16 protein-coding genes are annotated in these 21,998 nt (G+C 35.6%); 10 read left to right on the forward strand and 6 right to left on the reverse strand.

The features are described from left to right. The first annotated feature begins 51 nt into the window (after window positions 1–51). Window positions 52–669 carry a hypothetical protein gene (locus AC0UBM_RS09600; RefSeq protein WP_475688453.1) on the forward strand — a complete coding sequence of 206 codons (618 nt, stop codon included), beginning with the start codon at window positions 52–54 and terminating at the stop codon, window positions 667–669. A gap of 237 nt (window positions 670–906) precedes the next feature. Next, window positions 907–3,870: a protein translocase subunit SecDF gene (gene secDF / locus AC0UBM_RS09605; protein WP_475688454.1), complete on the forward strand. Its 2,964-nt coding sequence runs from the start codon at window positions 907–909 to the stop codon at window positions 3,868–3,870. Window positions 3,871–4,433: 563 nt separating this feature from the next. On the opposite strand, the gene AC0UBM_RS09610 is transcribed toward secDF, so the two are convergent. Then, entirely contained in the window at window positions 4,434–5,705 is a 1,272-nt protein-coding gene (locus AC0UBM_RS09610; RefSeq protein WP_475688455.1) for an alginate export family protein, read from the reverse strand. A 288-nt stretch (window positions 5,706–5,993) separates the two neighbouring features. On the opposite strand from AC0UBM_RS09610, the gene nirB reads away from it, so the two are divergent. From nirB to AC0UBM_RS09650, 8 genes are all read left to right on the forward strand, one after another. Beyond that, window positions 5,994–8,528: a nitrite reductase large subunit NirB gene (gene nirB, locus AC0UBM_RS09615; protein WP_475688456.1), complete on the forward strand. Its 2,535-nt coding sequence runs from the start codon at window positions 5,994–5,996 to the stop codon at window positions 8,526–8,528. 33 nt (window positions 8,529–8,561) lie between these two features. Beyond that, a complete protein-coding gene (gene nirD, locus AC0UBM_RS09620; RefSeq protein ID WP_414036068.1) occupies window positions 8,562–8,939 on the forward strand; it encodes a nitrite reductase small subunit NirD in 378 nt (125 codons plus the stop codon). A 30-nt stretch (window positions 8,940–8,969) separates the two neighbouring features. Next, entirely contained in the window at window positions 8,970–9,551 is a 582-nt protein-coding gene (locus tag AC0UBM_RS09625; protein WP_475688457.1) for a DUF4202 domain-containing protein, read from the forward strand. 11 nt (window positions 9,552–9,562) lie between these two features. Beyond that, window positions 9,563–11,374, forward strand: a complete 1,812-nt coding sequence (locus tag AC0UBM_RS09630) for a sensor histidine kinase (RefSeq protein ID WP_475688458.1) — start codon at window positions 9,563–9,565, stop codon at window positions 11,372–11,374. A gap of 62 nt (window positions 11,375–11,436) precedes the next feature. Continuing rightward, complete coding sequence (locus tag AC0UBM_RS09635; RefSeq protein WP_475688459.1) at window positions 11,437–12,093, forward strand: response regulator; 657 nt, start codon at window positions 11,437–11,439, stop codon at window positions 12,091–12,093. Between the two features lie 175 nt (window positions 12,094–12,268). Beyond that, entirely contained in the window at window positions 12,269–13,684 is a 1,416-nt protein-coding gene (locus AC0UBM_RS09640; protein WP_475688460.1) for an MFS transporter, read from the forward strand. A gap of 77 nt (window positions 13,685–13,761) precedes the next feature. Then, the gene (locus AC0UBM_RS09645; protein ID WP_475688517.1) at window positions 13,762–17,286 is read left to right on the forward strand and encodes a molybdopterin-dependent oxidoreductase; all 3,525 of its coding nucleotides are present in this window, start codon (window positions 13,762–13,764) and stop codon (window positions 17,284–17,286) included. Next, the gene (locus tag AC0UBM_RS09650) at window positions 17,286–18,731 is read left to right on the forward strand and encodes a rubredoxin (protein ID WP_475688461.1); all 1,446 of its coding nucleotides are present in this window, start codon (window positions 17,286–17,288) and stop codon (window positions 18,729–18,731) included. Before AC0UBM_RS09645 ends, AC0UBM_RS09650 begins: the two co-directional genes overlap by 1 nt. On the opposite strand, the gene moaA is transcribed toward AC0UBM_RS09650, so the two are convergent. The 5 genes from moaA to AC0UBM_RS09675 all read right to left on the reverse strand — a co-directional run bounded on the left by moaA (window position 18,728) and on the right by AC0UBM_RS09675 (window position 21,997). Further along, entirely contained in the window at window positions 18,728–19,735 is a 1,008-nt protein-coding gene (moaA, locus tag AC0UBM_RS09655) for a GTP 3',8-cyclase MoaA (RefSeq protein WP_475688462.1), read from the reverse strand. The genes AC0UBM_RS09650 and moaA overlap by 4 nt on opposite strands. A 1-nt stretch (window position 19,736) precedes the next feature. Next, window positions 19,737–20,642, reverse strand: coding sequence for a bifunctional molybdenum cofactor biosynthesis protein MoaC/MoaB (gene moaCB / locus AC0UBM_RS09660; RefSeq protein ID WP_475688463.1), 906 nt, complete (start codon window positions 20,640–20,642; stop codon window positions 19,737–19,739). A gap of 1 nt (window position 20,643) precedes the next feature. After that, on the reverse strand, window positions 20,644–21,081 hold the full coding sequence (locus AC0UBM_RS09665) for a molybdenum cofactor biosynthesis protein MoaE (RefSeq protein WP_475688464.1): 438 nt from the start codon (window positions 21,079–21,081) through the stop codon (window positions 20,644–20,646). Between the two features lie 90 nt (window positions 21,082–21,171). Next, the gene (locus AC0UBM_RS09670; RefSeq protein WP_414036059.1) at window positions 21,172–21,408 is read right to left on the reverse strand and encodes a MoaD/ThiS family protein; all 237 of its coding nucleotides are present in this window, start codon (window positions 21,406–21,408) and stop codon (window positions 21,172–21,174) included. 4 nt (window positions 21,409–21,412) lie between these two features. Continuing rightward, window positions 21,413–21,997, reverse strand: a complete 585-nt coding sequence (locus tag AC0UBM_RS09675) for a precorrin-2 dehydrogenase/sirohydrochlorin ferrochelatase family protein (RefSeq protein WP_475688465.1) — start codon at window positions 21,995–21,997, stop codon at window positions 21,413–21,415. Window position 21,998: the final 1 nt, after the last annotated feature.

Below are 21,998 nucleotides of genomic sequence, written 5' to 3' on the forward strand. Positions count from 1 at the left end.
AAATATCAAGAAGCATAGAATGTAGTGTTAAATTTTTCATATATTTGGCGCATGAATTTGAAATGGTACCTTAGTACTTTAACCGTAATTGTAGCCGTGTTTTTTGGTGTTGCTAGTCAGCATTCAAAGGCTGTGCCTAATCAGGAAATTGTTCTGCAACTTTCTGGTTATGTATCTGCACAGGAAAATGCGGACAAAGCCATTTCTACCATTACCGAGCAACTTCAAAGTATTGGTGCTGAAAATATTCAAGTTAGCGAAGGTGAGCATGGTGTTTTAAACATTACTTATTACAGTGATTCTGATGTAGATCGCATTAAAAAAATATTATCGGAAGATCAATCTTTGGCATTCGATAATTCTACTTCAAAGCATAAGCAATTACCTTCGGAAGATGGAGGAATGCAAACCACCTATAATTTTGATGTCTTTGAAATCCATAACGGTTACGACTTTGCTTTCGAGCATTCTGGTAAAGTTGCGGTAGAGTTAAAGGCGAGCAGTCATCATTTTAATAATTCAAACGATTATCCCCGTACCACTTATAGCTCAGATGTAGTTGAGTTGCCTTCAATTAAAGTGGCGTATAAATTTTACAGAACTATTGCGCTTGCAATAGATAATGATGCTAAGAAAATACCCGAAGTTAGGGCAGGACCTATAGCTTAGGGAGGTTTCCGTTTTTTTTAAATGCAGTATAAATACCGTCATAAATAAGTTCTTGATGATTAAATTTCCTCCAAAAAAATAGAGGCGTGGTGCGTAATTTCGTTATCACTCTTAAAAAGATAGTTAGACCATTCTGTCTATAAACTATCCTTCACTTATATATAAAAATTAACTCATGTGTTTCGCTGTTTTAAGTACAGCACACATCTCACAATATTATTAACAAATAATTAAATAATGCAGAATAAAGGATTAGTAAAGTTGTTTGCAGTCTTGTTCGGTTTGGTAAGTATTTACCAATTATCGTTCACGTTTAAAGCAAACAGTATCGACGACGCAGCAAAAGCCTATTCAAATGGAGACTCGGTAAAGGAGGCTAGATATTTGGATTCATTATCAACAGAAAAAGTTTTTGACCTAGGTATTGCAGATTATACATACGACGAGGTAAAAGACAAGGCCATGAACCTGGGGCTTGACCTTAAAGGAGGAATAAATGTTACTTTAGAGATTTCGGTAAAAGATATCTTAAAAGGTTTAGCTAATCACACTAGCGAACCAGCTTTTAATAAAGCATTAGACGATGCATCAGAGCTTCAGAAAAACAGTCAGAATACATATTTAGAAGATTTTTACATTGCGTTCGATAAAATTAAAGGAGACACTAAATTAGCATCTCCAGATATTTTTGCAAACAGAGCGTTAAGTGAAGAAATTTCTTTTGATATGACAGACGATCAGGTGAAGCCTATCATCGACAGAAAAATTGACGAATCTATTACGTCTGCTTTCGAAGTATTACGTAAGCGTATTGACGAATTTGGGGTGACTTCTCCAAACATTCAGCGTTTAGGTGAATCAGGACGTATCTTGGTTGAATTACCAGGAGTTAAAGATGTAGAGCGTGCTACAAAATTATTACAAAGTACAGCGCAATTAGAATTTTGGGAAGTATATAAAGGAGAATCTTTAATTCCGTTTATTATTCAAGCAAACAATGTACTTAAAGAGGAGGCAGATGCTAAAACTACAACTTCAGAAGATGCTGTGGCAGAAACTACTGAAAGCGATTCTCAAATCGATGATTTATTAGGAGAAGCCGTAACAGATTCTACTAGTGTATCTGCAAACCCGTTATTAGATTTAATAATAGGACAAGGATACCAAGGTGGGCCAATTATCGCTCAATTTGATGTAGATGATAAGCAAACTGTTCTAGATTATTTAAACAGAGCAGATATTAGAGCTTTACTTCCTGTAGAGCAACGTTATGTTAAGTTTGCTTTTGGTATGCCAGAAAAAGGAAGTGATGCTGTAGGATTATATGCCTTAATTGGTAATAGAGAAAATGTACCACCTATGAGTGGAGCAGTAGTTACTAATGCAACACAGACTTACGACCAATTAAGTAAGCCTGCTGTATCTATGCAAATGAATGCAAAAGGAGCTAAAATTTGGGAAGAATTAACAGGTAATGCTTATTCTCAACAAAGTCAAATTGCTATCGTTTTAGATAATATTGTATATTCTGCACCTGGTGTAACTACTGGACCAATTGCTGGAGGAAATTCAGAAATTTCAGGACAATTTACATTAAATGAAGCTGTCGATTTAGCAAACGTTTTACGTGCTGGTAAATTACCCGCTTCTGCAGATATCATTCAGAGTGACGTTGTTGGACCATCTTTAGGTCAAGAAGCGATTGATAGTGGAGAAATTTCTTTCGTTATCGCATTGGCTTTAGTATTAGTATGGATGTTCTTTTACTACGGTAAAGCGGGGTTATTTGCAGATATTGCAATGGCATTAAACATCTTATTAATCTTTGGTGTATTATCTGGTTTAGGAGCTGTTTTAACATTGCCTGGTATTGCCGGAATTGTATTAACTATTGGTATGTCGGTAGATGCAAACGTGTTAATCTTTGAGCGTATTCGAGAAGAAATAGCAAATGGTAAAGGTCAGAGAGAAGCTATTCAAGACGGATTTAGTAATGCATTATCTTCAATCTTAGATGCCAACATTACAACAGGTTTAACGGCTTTAATCTTATTTATATTTGGTACGGGGCCAATTAAAGGATTCGCAACTACTTTATTAATTGGTATTGTAACTTCTTTATTTACAGCCATATTTATTACAAGGTTATTAATTGACTGGTATGTTAACCGTGGTGGTAAATTAGATTTCTCTACAGGACTGACTAAAAACTTATTCAGAAACATTAATATCGAATTCTTACAAAAACGTAAAATTGCTTATATCGTTTCAGGTGTTTTATTAGTGGTTAGTTTAGGTTCTTTATTTACTAACGGATTAGATCAAGGTGTAGATTTTGTTGGAGGTAGAAGTTTCCAAGTACGTTTTGAAGAAAATGTTAGTCCTTCAGAATTGGTGCCTACCTTAAATGAAGCTTTTGGAAGTGCAGATGCTAAAACATTGGGTAGTGATAACCAAGTTAAAATTACAACAAAATATAAAGTAGACGAAACAAGTGCTGAGGTTGATGAGCAAATCAGAAAAGGTTTATATACAGCCTTACAACCACATTTAACAGGTGTTTCTTACGAAGACTTTATTAGCGATAACCAACACAAAACGGTTGGATTAATGAAATCTTACAAAGTGAGTCCAACAATTGCAGATGATATTAAGAAAGAATCATTCTGGGCCGTGTTAGGATCTCTTATTGTAGTGTTCTTATATATCTTATTCCGTTTCAAGAAATGGCAATATTCATTAGGAGCTGTAGCAGCAGTATTCCACGATGTTATTATTGTATTAGGGGTATTCTCTTTAACATACAAATTCATGCCATTTAACATGGAAATTGATCAAGCGTTTATCGCAGCAATATTAACCGTAATTGGTTACTCGCTGAATGATACCGTGGTTGTATTTGATAGAGTTCGTGAGTTCTTCGGAATTCATTCAGAGTGGAGCTTAAACAAAGTGGTTAACACATCTTTAAGTAGTACGCTTAGTAGAACGTTAAATACGTCTTTAACAACATTAGTGGTGTTATTAGCTATCTTTACTTTTGGTGGAGATTCTATACGTGGATTTATGTTCGCATTAATAGTAGGGGTTGCCGTAGGTACATACTCTTCATTATTTATCGCGACACCAATCATGTACGATACTTTAGCTAGTTCTGAAAAGAAAAGAAAGTTAAATGGAGGAGACGATGTTGCTGCATAAGTAACCGACTCTTTATTATAATAAAAAGCCTTCTAAGCGTATGTTTAGAAGGCTTTTTGTTTTAATAAACTTAATATACTTGTTAAATGAATTTTTCTAAAAAAAATACTGGTGGCTAAATATCTAATCATGATATTATACGGATAGAAGCCTAGGCGTGTGACTAATTTGTTTTAATAAAATATAATATTATATAATTGAAAGCCGTAATATTTTTATTCGAGAATGAAACATCAGCCCATTGGCTAGATGTGTTTGGTAACTCATTCGGTTTATAGCTATCAGTTTTTGTGTGATTAAAATAAGTTCAGGGTAAAGAAGAATAATAACAGTTCATGTTATCTAAGAATTTATTTTAGAGCATTAAGCAAAGGAGCATTGAAATTCTAGACGAAAAACGACGATTAATGTAATTACTGATGTGTAAATTTCAGGTTGTGGTTGGTAAGTAACTATAAAAAATAGTATAGTTCAATTGTTTATAAGCAAAAACTAAAGAAGCCTGTAAAACAGTCGATTTTACAGGCTTCTTTTATATAGGTTTAGTATTGAAACAGTGTTTTCTATAAAAATTTAGGTTTTAAAACCAACATGGCCCAAACCCAATTCTGGGAATCTGCGGCTAAGTCTTCCGAAACACCTTTAAGTTCGTACATGCCATCCGAAGCAAACATTTGTGAATATCCTGCGGCGACTGAAAACTCTTTAAACTTATGTTGAAATACTAAGTCAATTTCTGTTCCTAAACTTTTCTCACCACTCGGTAATTCTTCAGCACCAGAAAAATTTAAGATGCTTGCAGATAAACTTGATTTTTCACCTAATTTAAAATTTGCATTAACATGTATATCAACTAAACCAACAGAGTTCGCATGATTACCTACGTAAAAGTAATCCATGTATCCGTTAAACTTATGGTTGGTTCCATAAAGTGGGAAGAATGCTCCTGTTTCGTCTGCAGACTCATCCTGAGATTTTCCGCTAATGTATTCAAATCCTGCTCCTAATTTAATTTTAGTTGTCACTTTGTAATGGGCATCAAGACTTGCTAATAATCCCGTATTTACTTTAATATCGCCTTGTCTGTGTCCTGTTTGTAAGTATATATTACTAGCTACATCAAAATTACTTTTAGCATACGCTAAATGGGTTCCGAAGGTTTGTAAATAACTAAGTCCATCGGCCTTATTATCGATGTCGAATTCCTGAAAACCATTATTCATAAACAGAAAGCTGGCAGAAAAGGCATTCCAGGTGTTTTTTACGTAACCGTATTGCATGGTTTTATACGAGAAAAATCCTGTAGTGTAATACGTATTATCTACATTTTGAAATCCAGCAGCGTTGTCGTAATCTTGATTATAGGCAAATCCGGCATCAAATATTAAAGATTCTTTTCCTAATTGAATAAGAAGTGCATCGTGATTCCGACCTTGTTGTGTCCAATCTACGCCTCCAAAAATACGCTGATCGTCGTAAGCAATAACTTGCCGACCTAATTTAGTCGACCAATTTTCGTTAAGTTTAAGTTTAGCCCAAGCTTGAAAAAGTGATAAGGAATTGTTTTCATCTTCAATTAAAAGTTGTCTGTTTTCTCCCCAAACAAAAACATCTTGAACGCCAATATAGATTTCGTAAGTCTCTTTTTTGTAGCCCAGATTCACGCGCGCCCTAGTCGAAACCCCAAATCCAGGATCGGCATCATCTGCTATTATGGTGCCGTAACCATGTCTGAATTCTGTTCGTGGTCTCAATTCTCCATCAATAGAAAATTGAGCAAAACAGCTACCTGAAACCATTAAAAGTAAAACTGTTAGTAGAGTAATTTTAGTCATAATATTTAGTAAAATTGATTAATAATTAGGTGTTAAGTCCTTATAATTAAATGAATTAATTCTAGTTATTTATGTTCAAAAATCTAAAAGCGATAACGGATTTAGCGTTCCTTAAAAATAACGATTTCTAATTTTATTAATTAGAATTTCACTATTAATAATTTAAAAGCCTTTTGTTTTAGTTTTTGGTAAAAATACGTATTTTTTTGAAAAATATTTAATTTTGAGCAATATAATTAAGTATTAATACTTACTTTTGAAATAAGTAATCGAATAATAACTACGTATATGAAAAAAGTGATTGTTGTAGGAAACGGAATGGTGGGGTATAAGTTTTGTGAAAAATTTGTAGCTAAAGAAGGAAGTGAAGCATTTAAAATAACTGTGTTTGGCGAGGAGCCAAGACCTGCATACGATCGTGTTCATTTAAGTGAGTTTTTCGAGAATCAGGATGCAGAAGCCTTAGAAATGGCTCCAAGATCTTGGTACGAAGAACATAATATAGATTTAATTACAGATGTTCGTATTACGGATATTCATAGAAATAAGAAAACAATTACTAGTGTAGACGATAGGGAGTATACTTACGACTACTTAGTATTAGCAACAGGATCTTCTGCATTTGTCCCTCCTATAAAAGGGGTGGAAAAAGAAGGTGTTTTTGTGTATAGAACCATAGAAGATTTAGAAGGCATGCTGGCTTATGCGGCTAAACTAAAAGCAGTTAATCCAAATGCTAAAGCTGCCGTGTTGGGTGGTGGTTTATTGGGGTTAGAAGCTGGTAAAGCAGTAATGGATATGGGATTAGAGCCTCATATTGTAGAGTTTGCGCCTAAATTAATGCCAAGACAATTAGATTCTAGAAGTAGTCAAGTTTTACAGTTAAAGCTAGAGTCTATCGGATTAAATATTCATTTAAGTAAAGCGACCAATCAGATTTTGGGCGATGAGTATATCACAGGACTAGAGTTTGGAGAAGATGATAAGCTAGATGTAGAAATGTTAATTATTTCTGCTGGAATCCGCCCAAGAGACGAGTTAGGAAAAACGTGTGATTTACAAATGGGTGTTCGTGGCGGAATTGTCGTGAATAACAAAATGCAAACGTCCGATCCCGATATTTTTGCTATTGGCGAAGTTGCTTTATACAATCAGATGATATACGGATTAGTGGCTCCTGGCTACGATATGGCAGAAATTGCTACAAGTCAGATTATGGGGAATGCAGAGGCTTTAATGCCAGCAGAAATCGATATGTCTACCAAGTTAAAGTTAATTGGGGTAGATGTTGCCAGTTTTGGAGAACCGTTTATGCCGGCATCAAAAGGTCATTCTGTAATTTTCGAAAACAAAACGCAACATTTATATAAGCGAATTAATGTAAGTCTAGATGGTAAATCTTTATTAGGAGGAATCCTTGTAGGAGATGCATCAGATTATAATATGTTACATCAGGTGTTTTTAAATGGAATGGCAATTCCCGAAGATGCTGCACAACTTATTTTGCCAGCCACAGAAGGTGGTGCGTTTGGTAGTGCCTTAGACTTGCCAGACGAAGCTCAGATTTGTTCGTGCGAGAATGTAAGTAAAGGTCAGATTTGCGGTGCTATTAAAGATGGGTCTTGCGAAGATTTAGCAGGCGTGGTCTCTGCAACAAAAGCGAGTACAAGCTGTGGAGGTTGTAAACCCATGGTTACAGATTTAGTTAATGAGACATTGAAGTCGCTTGGTAAGACGGTTAAAAATGTGATTTGCGAACACTTTGAATATAGCAGACAAGAATTATACGGTATTATAAAAGTGAAAAAACTAACCTCGTTTAACGAGGTGTTAGATGCGTGTGGTACAGGACATGGATGCGAAACGTGTAAGCCTTTAGTGTCTTCAATTTTTGCGAGTTTATATAATGTAACGCCAAATAAAGAAGATGTAACGCAAGATACAAACGATAAATTTTTAGCAAACATTCAGCGTAACGGAACCTATTCTGTGGTGCCGAGAATTGCTGGAGGTGAAATTACTCCAGAAGGTTTAATTGTCTTAGGTCAAATTGGATCGAAATATAATTTATATACAAAAATCACAGGTGGTGCTCGTATCGATTTCTTCGGTGCGCAGCTAAACGATTTACCTGCGATCTGGAAAGAATTAATAGATAATGGTTTTGAGAGTGGTCATGCCTACGGAAAATCTTTACGTACGGTAAAAAGTTGTGTAGGATCTACATGGTGTCGCTACGGGTTAGACGAAAGTGTCTCTTTTGCTATCGCTTTAGAAAATAGGTATAAAGGATTGCGTTCGCCCCATAAAATAAAAGGTGGTGTTTCCGGCTGTATCAGAGAATGTGCCGAAGCGCGTGGAAAAGATTTCGGAGTTATTGCTGTAGAAGGTGGATGGAACTTATATGTAGGTGGTAACGGAGGAGCAACTCCGCGACATGCCGAATTATTAGCCGAAAAAATAGACAACGACACAGTCATAAAATACATAGACCGCTATTTAATGTATTATATACAAACCGCCGCACCGTTAATGCGAACTGCAGCCTGGTTAGATAAATTAGAAGGCGGTATAGAGCAACTTAAAAAAATTGTAATCGACGATAGTTTAAATATTGTTGATGAATTAGAGAAAGATATGCAGTTTTTAGTTGATGCTTATGAGTGTGAGTGGAAACAAGCCATAGAAAACGAAGACATGAAAAAACGCTTTAGTCATTTCGTAAATTCAGATGAGCGGGATGATAATTTAGTTTTTGTGCCTCTACGTGATCAGAAAATGCCAAAACATTGGGAAAAGGACACCAAAGAAGTCGTCCTATAACTAAATAACGCTAACGTTTTAAAACATATAATTATGGAAAAAGTAATATCTAAGTACAAAACAACGACTCAAGAAGATGTTAAGGTTTGGTTTAAAGCGGCTTCAACAGAAGCGTTTCCAAACGATGGTGGTGCATGCGTAAAATATAAAGATTTACAAATTGCCGTGTTTAACTTCTCGCGATTAAATACTTGGTATGCTTGTCAGAATTTATCACCAGAAAAACAGGAAATGGTGTTGTCTCGAGGTATGTTAGGCGATCACAAAGGCATACCTAAAATTGCTTGTCCGTTGCATAAAAAAACATTTTCTCTAGTAACAGGCGAAAATTTAAATGGCGATTTAAATCCCATAGCAATTTATCCTGTAAAAATAGAGGACAACTTTGTGTATATCGGATTTTCTGAATAGATTTGATAGATACCAAAAAACATAAGAACTGTGAGTGCAAAATTTGAACAAGCCATAGCATTAATTGATGAAAAAAATGCTCAAGATCTAAATCGTGAAATCAGTAATGGCGAATCAATGCCAAAAGAATTGTTGTATTCACAGCGTATGACAGATTGCTTGTTGAATTATATGCCAACCGCTTCCGAGAGTTTACAAATCGCGGCACGTGCACAGCATATTTGTCGTTGGGAAATTCCAAGAAACGAATATCCAATGACTAAAGCTGGTTATATGAACTGGCGTAACGATCTTAAAAAGTTACACGGAAACATTGCCGGAGATATCATGAATTCTGTAGGCTACGACGATGAGTTTATTGAGCGTGTTCAGTTTTTAATGAGTAAAAAATCATTTAAAAAAGATCCAGATTCTCAGACGTTAGAAGATGTGGTGTGTTTAGTGTTTTTACAATACTATTTTGAAGATTTTGCAACCAAGCACGACGAAGAAAAGTTAATTGATATCGTACAAAAAACATGGAATAAAATGTCTGATGCCGCTCACAAAAAAGCAATGACATTAAATTATTCCGAATCTAGTTTTAAGCTTATTCAAAAGGCATTATCTTAAACATATTTTAAATGAATGATCGCAGCAGTTCGTTAGATACTAGCACGTTTAATAGACTCCGTCGATTATATATATTTGCATTAGGTGCTATTGCATGTTCTGTAATTATAAGCCAAATAATCGTCCGCAAATTTTTAATCGATCAGCAGGACGATTCTTCAGTTATAAACGTTGCTGGCCGGCAACGTATGCTTAGTCAGAAACTAAGTAAAGAAGTTCTTTTAATAGCAAATACAACAGATTTTTCGGAACGTTTAGTCTTAAAGGATACTTTAAAAAAGACCTTAGCACAATGGAAAATTTCTCATCATGCCTTGCTTCAAGGTAGTGATAGTTTAGAGCTTTCTGGAACCAATAGCGATAAAATTGTTGCGCTGTTCGATCGGATTCAGACACCATTTTCCGAAATGTATGCCGCTTCAAATTCAATCATTTCAATTTTAGAACAAGTGCCTAAAGCAAATCCCAATCTGCTAATACCTTACGTCGATCAGGTAAATCCTAACGCATTTCGTTTTTTAAGTCTTATGGATACTATTGTAAATCAATACGATTCTGAAGCTAACGAAAAAGTAAATCTCTTAAGCAAATGGGAATTGTTTTTAATGATTTTTACACTGCTACTTCTTATTTTAGAATTCCTATTTATATTTAAACCTACAGCTAGAATGGTGAAAAAAACCATCACTAGACTTTTACGATCAGAGAAAAGAGCTATTAACATGGCTGAAGAAGCCGATTTTTTACGAAAAGAAAATGAAAAATCGGTTAAAGAACTCCGTGTTTTAAACCAGACCATGGATAAAACGTTGTTGTTTGCACGTGTAACGCCAGAAGGTTCTATTCTTCATATTGGCGAGAAGTTCTCTAAATTATTTGAGCAGTCAGCATTCAAAGTCAATTTAAATTTTTCCGAGTTAATTTCAACGGTAAAAACCGATCAGCAATATATCGAACACATTCTTAAAACCTATAATAAATCGGGGTGGCAGGGCGAAATTAAAGCCGTAAAGCACTCAGGCGAAATGTTGTGGCTAGAGATGTATTTGATTCCGATTAACTCAAAATCAGAAAAATCTGAAATCTTAATTATAGCTTCAGATATTACTGAAAAGAAACAAGCTCAACTGGATTTAGAGTCGCTTACCAAATCGAGTTACGAGGAAAAAATGAATCAGCAAAAGATCATTTCATCTAAAATCATCGAAAACCAAGAGAAAGAACAAAACCGAATAGCGAAAGATATTCACGATGGTATTGGGCAAATGCTAACCGGACTTAAGTATAATTTAGAGAGTGTTAACTTAAACGATTTAGACAAGGCGGCTTCAAAAATAGAACATTTAAAAAGTTTAACGGGAGATATTATTCAAGGTGTACGTGCAGCCACGTTTAATTTAACACCACCAGAACTAAGTGATTACGGTATTGTTCCGGCGCTTTCAAAATTAACACAAGAATTATCCAGACTTACAGGTAAAAAAATAGAGTTATATAATCGTACCAATTTTAATAAACGCCTAGATTCTTTGGTCGAGATTAATATGTATCGCATTACCCAAGAAGCGATAAATAATGCGATTAAGTATGCCGAATCTACGTATATACTGGTTTCGATTTCTCATAGCGCTCATATATTAAGTATTACAATAGACGACGATGGAAAGGGATTCGATATTAATCGGCCTAAAAACATAAGAACCGGAGTTGGTGGTATGGGAATGACATTTATGAATGAGCGAATTAACTACATAGATGGACGTCTGTTTATAAATTCTTCAGAAGAGACAGGAACACGAATTACCTTAAATATCCCCATTTAATTCGTCGTATTTACTTAATTTTTGGTTATTTTGCTACGTATTAATATAGAATATATAAGTAGATGATAAATGTAGTGTTGGCCGACGATCATGTCTTAGTTCGTGATGGTATAAAATCCTTATTAGAAGATCAGGAAGGTGTTCATGTTTTGGATGAAGCATCAGATGGAAAAGAAGCGCTTAAAGTTGTTGAAGCTTGTAAGCCAGATGTCTTAATTGTAGATATTCGTATGCCAGAAATGAATGGTATAGAAGTCGTTTCTCTACTAAACCAAACTAAAAATCCAGTAAAAACATTGGTCTTATCAATGCATGATTCCGAAGAATACGTTTTAAATGCCATTAATGCTGGTGCCGATGGCTACTTATTAAAAGGGTCTAGTAAAGAGGAATTTATAAAGGCGCTACAAATGATTGCCTCTGGAGGTAAGTATTTTACGGGAGATGTTTCGTCTATTATTGTTAATAGTATGATTAATAAAGGTGGCGTACCACAACCCGAAGTACAAGAAAAACCGGAAGCTACTTTTAAACTGACTAAACGTGAAAAGCAAATCTTAGCTTTAGTCTTAGATGGAAAAAGTAATAAGGAAATTGCTGAAGATTTGGAAGTTAGTAAACGCACGGCAGAAGTGCACCGCTTCAATCTGATGAAGAAACTAGATGTAAAAAATCTAATCGAGCTTACTAAAATGGCTTCTAAGTATCGATTAGTCTAAAACTAAAGCCCCTACATCATTATATTTTAGCTTTTTAAGCCTATTTGTTGAAAGATTAACAATTAAATCCTAATTTTTTATTAGGTACGTAATAATTTAAAAATACGTAATTTTATACGTAGTAATTAAGTATTAATACTTAATTTTATCACACTAACGTATAAATTCAATTGTTATGAGTTCTACAAAAGCTACAAAATTAGATCTTTTAAATGTAAAGAGTCTTCCAATCCGAACGTTTTGGATAACTTCAATAGCCTTTTTCTTATGTTTCTTTGCCTGGTTCGGTATTGTGCCGTTTATGCCCGACGTGGTTAAGGATTTAGGCTTAACACCATCGCAAAAATGGAATTCCATTATTCTTGCCGTTTCAGGTACTGTATTTGCGCGATTATTAATTGGTAAACTCTGTGATAAATACGGGCCACGTCTTTGTTACTCGTGGTTGCTCGTTATCGGAGCTATTCCTGTAATATTACTAGGGTTTGTTCAAACACCTCTTCAATTTTTAATCTGTAGGTTCTTTATCGGATTTATTGGAGCGTCATTTGTGATTACGCAATTTCATACCTCCATTATGTTTGCTCCTAATATAGTGGGAACAGCGAATGCTACTTCTGCAGGTTGGGGGAATTTAGGTGGAGGTGCCAACCGTCTAGGAATGCCATTAATTGCAGCAGCAGTTGTTGCGTTTGGAGCAGCCGAATCGGAAGCCTGGAGGTATTCAATGATTATAGCTGGTGTGGTTTGCTTTTTAATGGGACTTGTATATTACAATTTTACGCAAGATACTTTAGATGGAAATTATAAAGACTTAAAGGCCTCAGGGAATATGCCACAGACCAAAAAAGATGATGTTGGTTTTATGGAAGCGGTTAAAGATTACCGTGTTTGGATCTTATTCTTTGTCTATGCAGCTTGTTTCGGAATAGAATTAACAGTGTATGGAACTATGGACGATTATTTACAAAATACGTTTCAATTAGAACGTGTTACTGCAGGAAATATCGTGTTATCTTTTGCCCTGATGAATATTTTTGCTAGAACTTTAGGTGGGTTTTTCGGAGATCTATTCGGTAAATTAAAGGGCTTACGTGGTCGTGTTTTATTCCTTGCCGCTATATTAGCTATCGAAGGTGTCATGCTAGCCTTGTTTTCTACAGCAACGGGAATTGTGGTAGGTATCTCACTGTTAATATTATTCAGTTTATCAGTACAAATGGCAGAAGGAGCAACATTCTCGGTCGTACCTTTTGTAAACTCTAAAGCTATAGGTTCTATTTCAGGAATTGTAGGAGCAGGAGGAAATGTAGGAGCCTTTCTAGCCGCTATATTATTAAAATCTAAATCGGCCGTAGCAGAAAAAGCAGCGATAACGGCAAGTGAAGGTTTGGGGGCAGAAGCCATTCAATCGGCTCAAGCGGCAGCAGCTTCGGCGGCAGTATCTAGTGGGTTTTTACTTATAGGTGGTATTGTAATACTAGTTGCAGTGGGAACATTAGCCATTAAATTTGCTACGGCGACAGATGACGTGACAGAAGAAGAATTTAATGAAGAGTATGATACCCAGATGGCGACGCAGTCCATTTAAAATACGGTTAAATACAGTGATGTAATAATAGTTTTATTACATTTAAGATGAATAGACAAATGTATTAAGTACATATGATGCCTCAAAAAGATATTAAAACAACGTGTTCGTACTGTGGTGTAGGCTGTGGTATAATCGTAAAGAAGGATGAAAATAACAAAGTTTATGTGGAGGGTGATAAAGACCATCCCGTAAATAGAGGGATGTTGTGCTCTAAAGGAATGAATTTGCACTATGTGGCAAACGATGTGTCTGATAGATTACTATACCCAGAAATGCGATGGAGCAAATCGCATCCTTTGGAACGCGTAAGTTGGGATACCGCTTTAGATCGGGCAGCAAAAGTTTTTAAATCGGTTATAGAAAAGCACGGTCCGGATAGTGTTGGGTTCTATGTTTCTGGACAGTGTTTAACCGAGGAATATTATATCGCAAATAAATTAACCAAAGGGTTTTTAGGAACTAATAATATAGATACCAACTCAAGGCTTTGTATGAGTTCGGCAGTGGTAGGCTATAAGAAAACGTTTGGCGAAGATTCTGTGCCAATTTCTTACGCAGATATCGAATTAGCCGATTGCTTTTTAATTACCGGAGCAAATCCAGCATGGTGTCATCCTATTTTGTTTAGACGTATTGAACAGCATAAAGAGCAAAATCCGAATGTAAAGATTTTGGTGGTTGATCCGCGTAAAACCGATTCTGCAAATTTTGCAGATGTTCATCTTCAAATCTTACCGGGAACAGATGTAATTCTATATAATGCTATTGGTCGGCGCTTAATAGAACGTCGTATGATTGATAAAAGTTTCATTAAAAATCATACCGAAAACTTCGAAAAATATAAGAAACAAGTCTTATCTACATCCTTAAGTGATGCTGCTAAATGGTGTGGTATAACTGTAGATGAAATTAAAAAGGCCGCTCAAATTATCGGGCAATCTAAAGCCTTTATTAGCATGTGGGCCATGGGACTTAATCAGAGTGCGATTGGGACACATAAAAATTATGCACTTTTAAATTTATCTTTAATTACAGGACAAGTGGGGAAACCTGGTTCTGGGCCATTTTCGTTAACTGGGCAACCTAATGCTATGGGCGGACGAGAAGTTGGAGGAATGGCTAATTTATTGGCAGTGCATAAAGATTTATTTAATGAAAAACACCGTCAAGAAGTTGCCGATTTCTGGAAGGTGGATAAGATTTCTGATAAAGCAGGTTATACGGCTACAGAAATGTTCGATGCTTTAGAATCAGGTAAAATAAAAGCGGTATGGATTGTATGTACCAATCCTATGGTGAGTATGCCAAACGCTCATAAAATAGAGAAAGCTCTAAAACATGCTAAGTTTGTAGTGGTTCAAGATATCTCAAACCGATCGGATACATTAGAACATGCCGATCTGGTATTGCCTGCGGCTGCTTGGTTAGAGAAAGAAGGTACAATGACTAATTCTGAGCGTCGTATTTCCTATTTACCAAAAGGTATTGAGGCGCCTGGAGAAGCCAAACCAGATGTAGAAATATTATGCGAGTTTGCTCAAAAAATGGGCTTTCATGGTTTTAATTATAACTCTACTGCCGAAATTTATCAGGAATATAGCGAAATGACTAAAGGTTCCAATATCGATGTTTCCGAACTAAATTATGAGAGATTAAAAGGAGAAGGAACATTTCAATGGCCCGTCTCAGAAGCTCAAAAGGATGGTACTGCGCGTTTATTTCAAGATAAAAAATTCTATACGCCGTCGCAAAAAGCGATGTTTAATATACCCGACTTTATTAATAATGTTTCCGATTTACCTAACGAAGAGTATCCGTTAATCTTAACCACAGGTCGTGTTCGAGATCAATGGCATACTATGACGAAAACGGGGAAGGTGTCGCGTTTAAAAACGCATTATTCTACACCCGTTTTAGAGATTAGTCCTGTAGATGCTTTTTTAAATAAAGTAAAAGATGGCGATGTTGTAGATGTTAAAAGCGGATTAGGGATTGTAAGAGTGCGTGCAAAAGTAACCGATAGTGTTAAAAATGGCGTAGTATTCTTACCTATGCATTGGGGAAAACAATTACAAAGCGATTTAAACCGTGCGAATAATTTAACCCATACTATTGTAGATCCGGTATCTAAAGAGCCAGATTTTAAATATACACGGGTAGCAGTATCCAAGTATAAAAAGGAAAAAGAAAGAATATTAGTGGTTGGTGCAGGTGCTGCAGCCTTCCGTTTTATTCAAAATTATAGGGAACACAGTGAAACGGATGACATTGTGGTGTTTTCAAAAGAAATTAATCCGTTCTATAATCGGGTTTTACTTCCAGAATATATTACTGAAGAGTTAACTTGGGAACAACTGTTAAAGATTAAAGAGAAGGAACTTAAAAAGCTTCAAATAGAATTATATGCCGAAACGTTTATCGTCGAAATTGATCGCGATAGTAAGTTGGCAACCGATAATCACGGAAATCATCATGCTTACGACAAATTAATTATGGCTACGGGAAGTCGTTCCTTTGTACCAAACGATGTGCAATTAAACTTACCTGGCCGATTTACATTGCGTTCTAAAGATGATGCAGACCGATTTAAATCGTATTTAGATGGCACGAATCTTAAAGCCGAAGAACAGCATGTGACTATTGTGGGAGGTGGACTTCTAGGATTAGAACTTGCCGCAGCCTTAAAGCATCGAAATGTAAACACGACAATTATTCAGCGTGCTTCTAATTTAATGGAGCGACAATTAGATCCTATTTCAAGTAAGTTATTAGCCAAGCATGTTCAAGAGTTGGGGATTCAAATTTATTTCTCAAATGAAGTGAGTACGGTTTTCGACGACGACGACACAAAAAACGCATTAAATATTACGCTTAAGAGTGGAAAAACATTCAAATCGAATGCCATTGTATATGCTATTGGTACGCGTCCGAATATTGAAATCGCGAAATCCAGTGGTGTAATTTGTGGTCGCGGTATTAAAGTGAATCATCATTTGCAATCTTCAGATCCTGATATATTTGCCATCGGTGAAATAGCAGAATTCAATAATAATATCTTAGGAATTACATCTGCAGCCGAAGAACAAGCTGCGATTTTAGCAAACTACTTAGCAGGGGATATTAGTAGTATCTACAAAGGTTCTGTATCCATGAATATCTTAAAATTTAGTGATTTAGACTTATGTAGTTTAGGAAATTTAACCGTTCCTGAAAACGATAACAGTTACGAAGAAATCATTTTTATGGACATGTCTAAACGCTACTATAAACGGTGTATCGTAAAAGACGATCTGTTGGTTGGTGCCGTTTTAATGGGAGATAAGAATGAATTTGCCGAATTTAAAACACTTATTGAAAGTAAGGTAGAACTGTCTGATAAACGCGATAAATTATTGCGTGGTGCCTCTAACGATAAACCTGTAATAGGAAAATTAGTGTGTTCTTGTAGTCAAGTTGGAGAGGGTAATATAAATGAAGCCATTAGTCAGGGCTGTACGAATTTTACCGAATTATGTAACCAAACAGGTGCAGGATTGGGATGTGGAAGTTGTAAAACTGAAGTAAGAGAGATATTAAATAATCATAAAGTTTTGGCCTAATGCAAGAGTTATCTAGATTAATTGTAAAAGGAGGTGTACTGTCTCCAGGAGAGTTAAAATCGATTTGCTTAACCGCAGAAAGTTTAGGTTTAGATACCATTTCCTTTGGGTCTCGACAAGATATTTTACTATCAGGAAAAGTAGATCCTAAAGATTTAGAAACCGTAGATAATCTTCAGGTTGTTCCATCTCATGGCGAGGGCTCTGTAAATATAGTGTCGTCTTATGTTAGTGCAGGAATTTTTTCTAGTACGTCGTGGTTAACTGGAGAAAAGTATTTATATGTGTTGGAACAATTCCGACAAAATCCACAGTTAAAAATCAATATTACAGATCCAAGACAGCGTTTGGTACCCTTATTTACAGGGCATTTAAACTTTATAGCTTCGGAACACGAAGATTATTGGTATTTATATGTGCGTCTGCCAGATTGGGAAAAAACAGAAGTGTATCCAGCCTTAATTTATAGCTGGGATATGGCTAAAATTCAAACAACTATTGAAGGGCTTTTAAAAGAAGAACCTGAAAGTGTCGAGATGATTTTCGATTTAGTAAACGATGCTATCGATGCTAATAATAGAACCATAGATAAACCGTTGCAAGTTCCATTTTATCCGTTTCCGTATTACGAAGGGATGAATCGGATTGGGAACGATAAATACTGGTTGGGTTTATATTGGAGAAATAATAAATACGATTTAGCATTTTTAAAAGCCATGTGCGATTTATGTTCCGATTGTAAAATTGGTAAAATATCAATCACACCGTGGAAATCATTTATCGTAAAAGATATACCAAACGATACCAAATTAATTTGGGAAAAGTTCTTAGGGAAATTCGGAATTAATGTGCGCCACTCCATGTTAGAATTAAACTGGCATTTACCAGTAGGAAATGAAGAAGCACTAAAACTTAAAAAATACTTGGTTGCTAATTTCGATCAGAACGATATTAGTACTTATGGATTAACCTTCGGAATTACAGAGCTCGCGAAAAAAGCATATTATTTCACCTCTATCGTGATCGAAAAGAACGAACAGCCCAAAGCGTTGTCAGATTATAAAATTAGGGATACCTATAACTTGTTATACGCTAAAAATTTCGATCCCAATTCCAGAGAATATATTACGCATGTTCAGGATGTAGATCAAGTAGAATTACCCGGTTTACTTATGGAATTAAGTCAGTTGTATTTCGAGCAATTAGGAACAGAACGCGACGAAGAAAAGTTAATTAAAAAAGCAGATACAACTGTAGAAGCTGAGGTGTACCAATGTCAGGATTGTTTAACGGTTTATAATGAAACCTATGGAGATCAAACGCAAGATATTGCACCACATACGCCTTTTAACGATTTACCAGATACCTATGTGTGTTCCCTTTGCGAAGCGCCCAAATCTAATTTTGTAAGGAAGTTATTAAAACGACATATCGAACAGGATTAACCACCAATAGTAATCATACTGCGGTTGTTGGTGTGATTCTCTGGATTATTTAAGGTTTCAAAATCCGTCATACCGGCACGAACAGCATATTTCTTATGGATAAGATTAGCAATAAGAGGTTCAATATTTTTACCTTGCCTATACGCCGTAAGTAGATTTGTTTCTTGATTCGAAAATAAGCAATTTTTAATATTTCCATTTGCTGTTAATCGAATACGATTACAACTGTCACAAAACGGATTACTCACCGAGCTTATAATTCCGAAAATACCTCTATAGCCTTTTATTTGATAATTTCTACTCGTGTAATTCTTCTCGTTTTCTAGAGATATTATGTCGTCTTCACTAAAATGAGAATGCGCTTGTTCTAAGATTTCGGCTTGAGTGACTAATTTCTCTTTATTCCAATTATTACCATCAAAAGGCATAAATTCTATAAAGCGAATCGCTATAGGAAGATGTTTTGTGAATTTAATAAAATCGATAATTTCATCATCGTTAAAACCTTTAATTAGAACCACATTCATTTTTACGTTGAAGCCTTGTTCTAATAAAAGAATGATGTTATCGTATGCTTTTTTAAATTGATCTCGACGTGTTATAAATGTGAATTTGTCTGCTTGTAAACTATCTAAGCTTACATTAATATCCTGTAATCCATACTGCTTAAAATCGCCTATAAACCGATCTACAATCACAGCGTTTGTGGTAATAGAAAGTTTAATATTTAGAGAAGACAGTTGTTTTAAGATTTCAGTAAAGTCTTTTCTTACCAACGGTTCACCTCCCGTTAACCTAATTTTAGTGACCCCATGCTTTACAAATACCGATGCGATTTTTAATATCTCATTAGCCGTCATGATGTGTTCTTTTGGAGTTAGTGGTACGCCATTTTCTGGCATACAATACGTACATCGTAAATTACATTTTTCGGTTAATGAAATACGTAAATACGAATGATGACGTCCAAAATCGTCGGTTAATATGTTGGGAGTTCTATTCATTTTAATGTTGCTGACCTCTTAAAATTTTAAATACATGAAGCACGTGCGGAAACACTGCATCCATAGATTCTTTAGCACCGTTTGTAGAGCCTGGTAAAGCTAAAACTAAGCAGTTTCCAATAGTTCCTGCAATACTTCTAGATAGCATGGCGTAAGGCATACGATCCTGACCGTAGCTTCTAATGGCTTCCTCGATGCCTGGAATACGGCGTTCTAAAATAGGCTCTAATGCTTCTGGTGTCACATCGCGATACGATAAACCTGTTCCTCCTGTAAAAATGATGAGGTTATTGGTTTCTGCCAGTGATAATGCTTTTGCTCGTATCAAATCAATTTCATCAGGGATAACGTCGTAGTTCTTAATCTTTACCGCGTTTGCTTCCAGTTTTTCAATAATCGCTTTTCCTGCAAAATCTTCTTTTTTGCCTTCAGAAATAGAATCGGAACACACAATTACACTCGCTTCTAATGTTGAAATTTGTTTATTCGGGTAACTGCTTTTTCCGCCTTTTTTCTCGACTAATTTTATGGTGCCAATTTCAATCTGTTTGTCTATCGGTTTCAACATATCGTACATGGTTAAGGCAACTACCGATGCACCGTGCATAGCTTCTACCTCAACACCGGTTTTATAAACGGTTTTCACATTGAAAATAATATGAATCTCCAAACCTTCAATGCGATAGGCTACCGAAGTAAATTCAATAGGCAAGGGGTGACAATCGGGAATAACGGTATGTGTATTTTTAACAGCGAATAATCCTGCCGTTTTTGCCATTTCTAAAACGTTCCCTTTTGGGACTAAGTTTTTCTGAATAGCTTCAATGGTTTCTGGTTTACTAACTTTTACAATGGCAGTAGCCGTTGCGGTGCGTAACGTATTTATTTTGTGGGTAATGTCTACCATGTTATTTGATGTTGGTTTTCCATTGGTGGGTGTCGTCTTCAAAGATTTCTTTACCAAAAATGGGCACTTTCTTTTTTATAATATTTACAAGATATTCGGTTGCCGCATAGACTTCTTTACTGTGCTTTGCGGACACAAAAACAAAGAAGCAGATGTCTCCAGCATTGATTTTTCCAAGACTGTGATAAATATGCATACAGGTTAAATCGAACGTTTTAAATGCTTTTTCTCGAATCTCTGCAATCTGCTCTAAAGCCATCTCTTCGTAGGCTGTAAAATCTATCGCAGCTACAGTTTTGCCGTCTATCTGGTCTGCGCGAACCTGACCTAAAAATATATTGTGTCCGCCAATCGTGTGTTTACTTTGGTGTTTTGCAATGGAGTCGGAAATAAAGTCAGGTGAAATAGCACCGTTTATAAATACATTGTTCTTTTTCATGAGTTAACTGTTATAAATAGTCCGTATTATAATGGGTAATTAAACGTTATGCTGCAAGTATCTCAGCAGTTCTTTAGGCATAATCTAATTTTATCCGCCAGCAAATGGAGGTAATAACGCGATTTCGTCTTGAAACTGAAGCGTGATATCTTCGGAATCTTGAACTAATTTCTGATTTAAAGCTACATTAAAAGATTCGGGAGTAAACTGATATTTTACATTTAAATCTTCTAGTAATTCAGATAGTTTCACGGCTTTAGAGTCGTATTGTTCTTCGTTACATTGCGTGTGTTCGGCAAGCATGCCAAAATATTTTATAGTAATCATTTGCCTATTCTTTTTTAGAAACTAGTCCTTCTGTGATTTTGTTCATCTCGTCTACTTTATTCTGAAAATCTCCTTTTAAAGTTTTTCTGTAGACGTTTAAATTTTGTACCATTTCGGTAATATTTTCAGGAATGATTTCCTCAAAAAGCTGACGTAAACGTTTGGCTGTAGTTGGCGATTTTCCGTTTGTTGAAATCGCTATTTTTACATGTCCTTTAGTGACCACGCCTCCTAAATAGAAGTCGCATTGGTCTGGTGTATCGGCAATATTTACAAGTAAATGTTTTGCTTTGGCGTCTTTATTGATTTGTAAATTCACATCTAAATTATCTGTGCATCCAATAACAAAATGCCGATTTTCCAAATCTGAAATATCATAGGCTTTTTGGATTAAATTCACATTAGGGTGCTGATCTGCTAAGGTTTTTAGTTCCTCTAAAAAATCGATAGATATTACATCTACAACCGCGTTTGGGCTCGATTTTAATAAGAAACTTAATTTCTCTAAACCTACATTTCCGCCTCCAACAATAAGGACGTCCAATTGGTTAACTTTTAAAAATATAGGGTATAATTCGTTGCGTTCCATA

It is taken from the genome of Formosa sp. F44, from assembly GCF_056238645.1.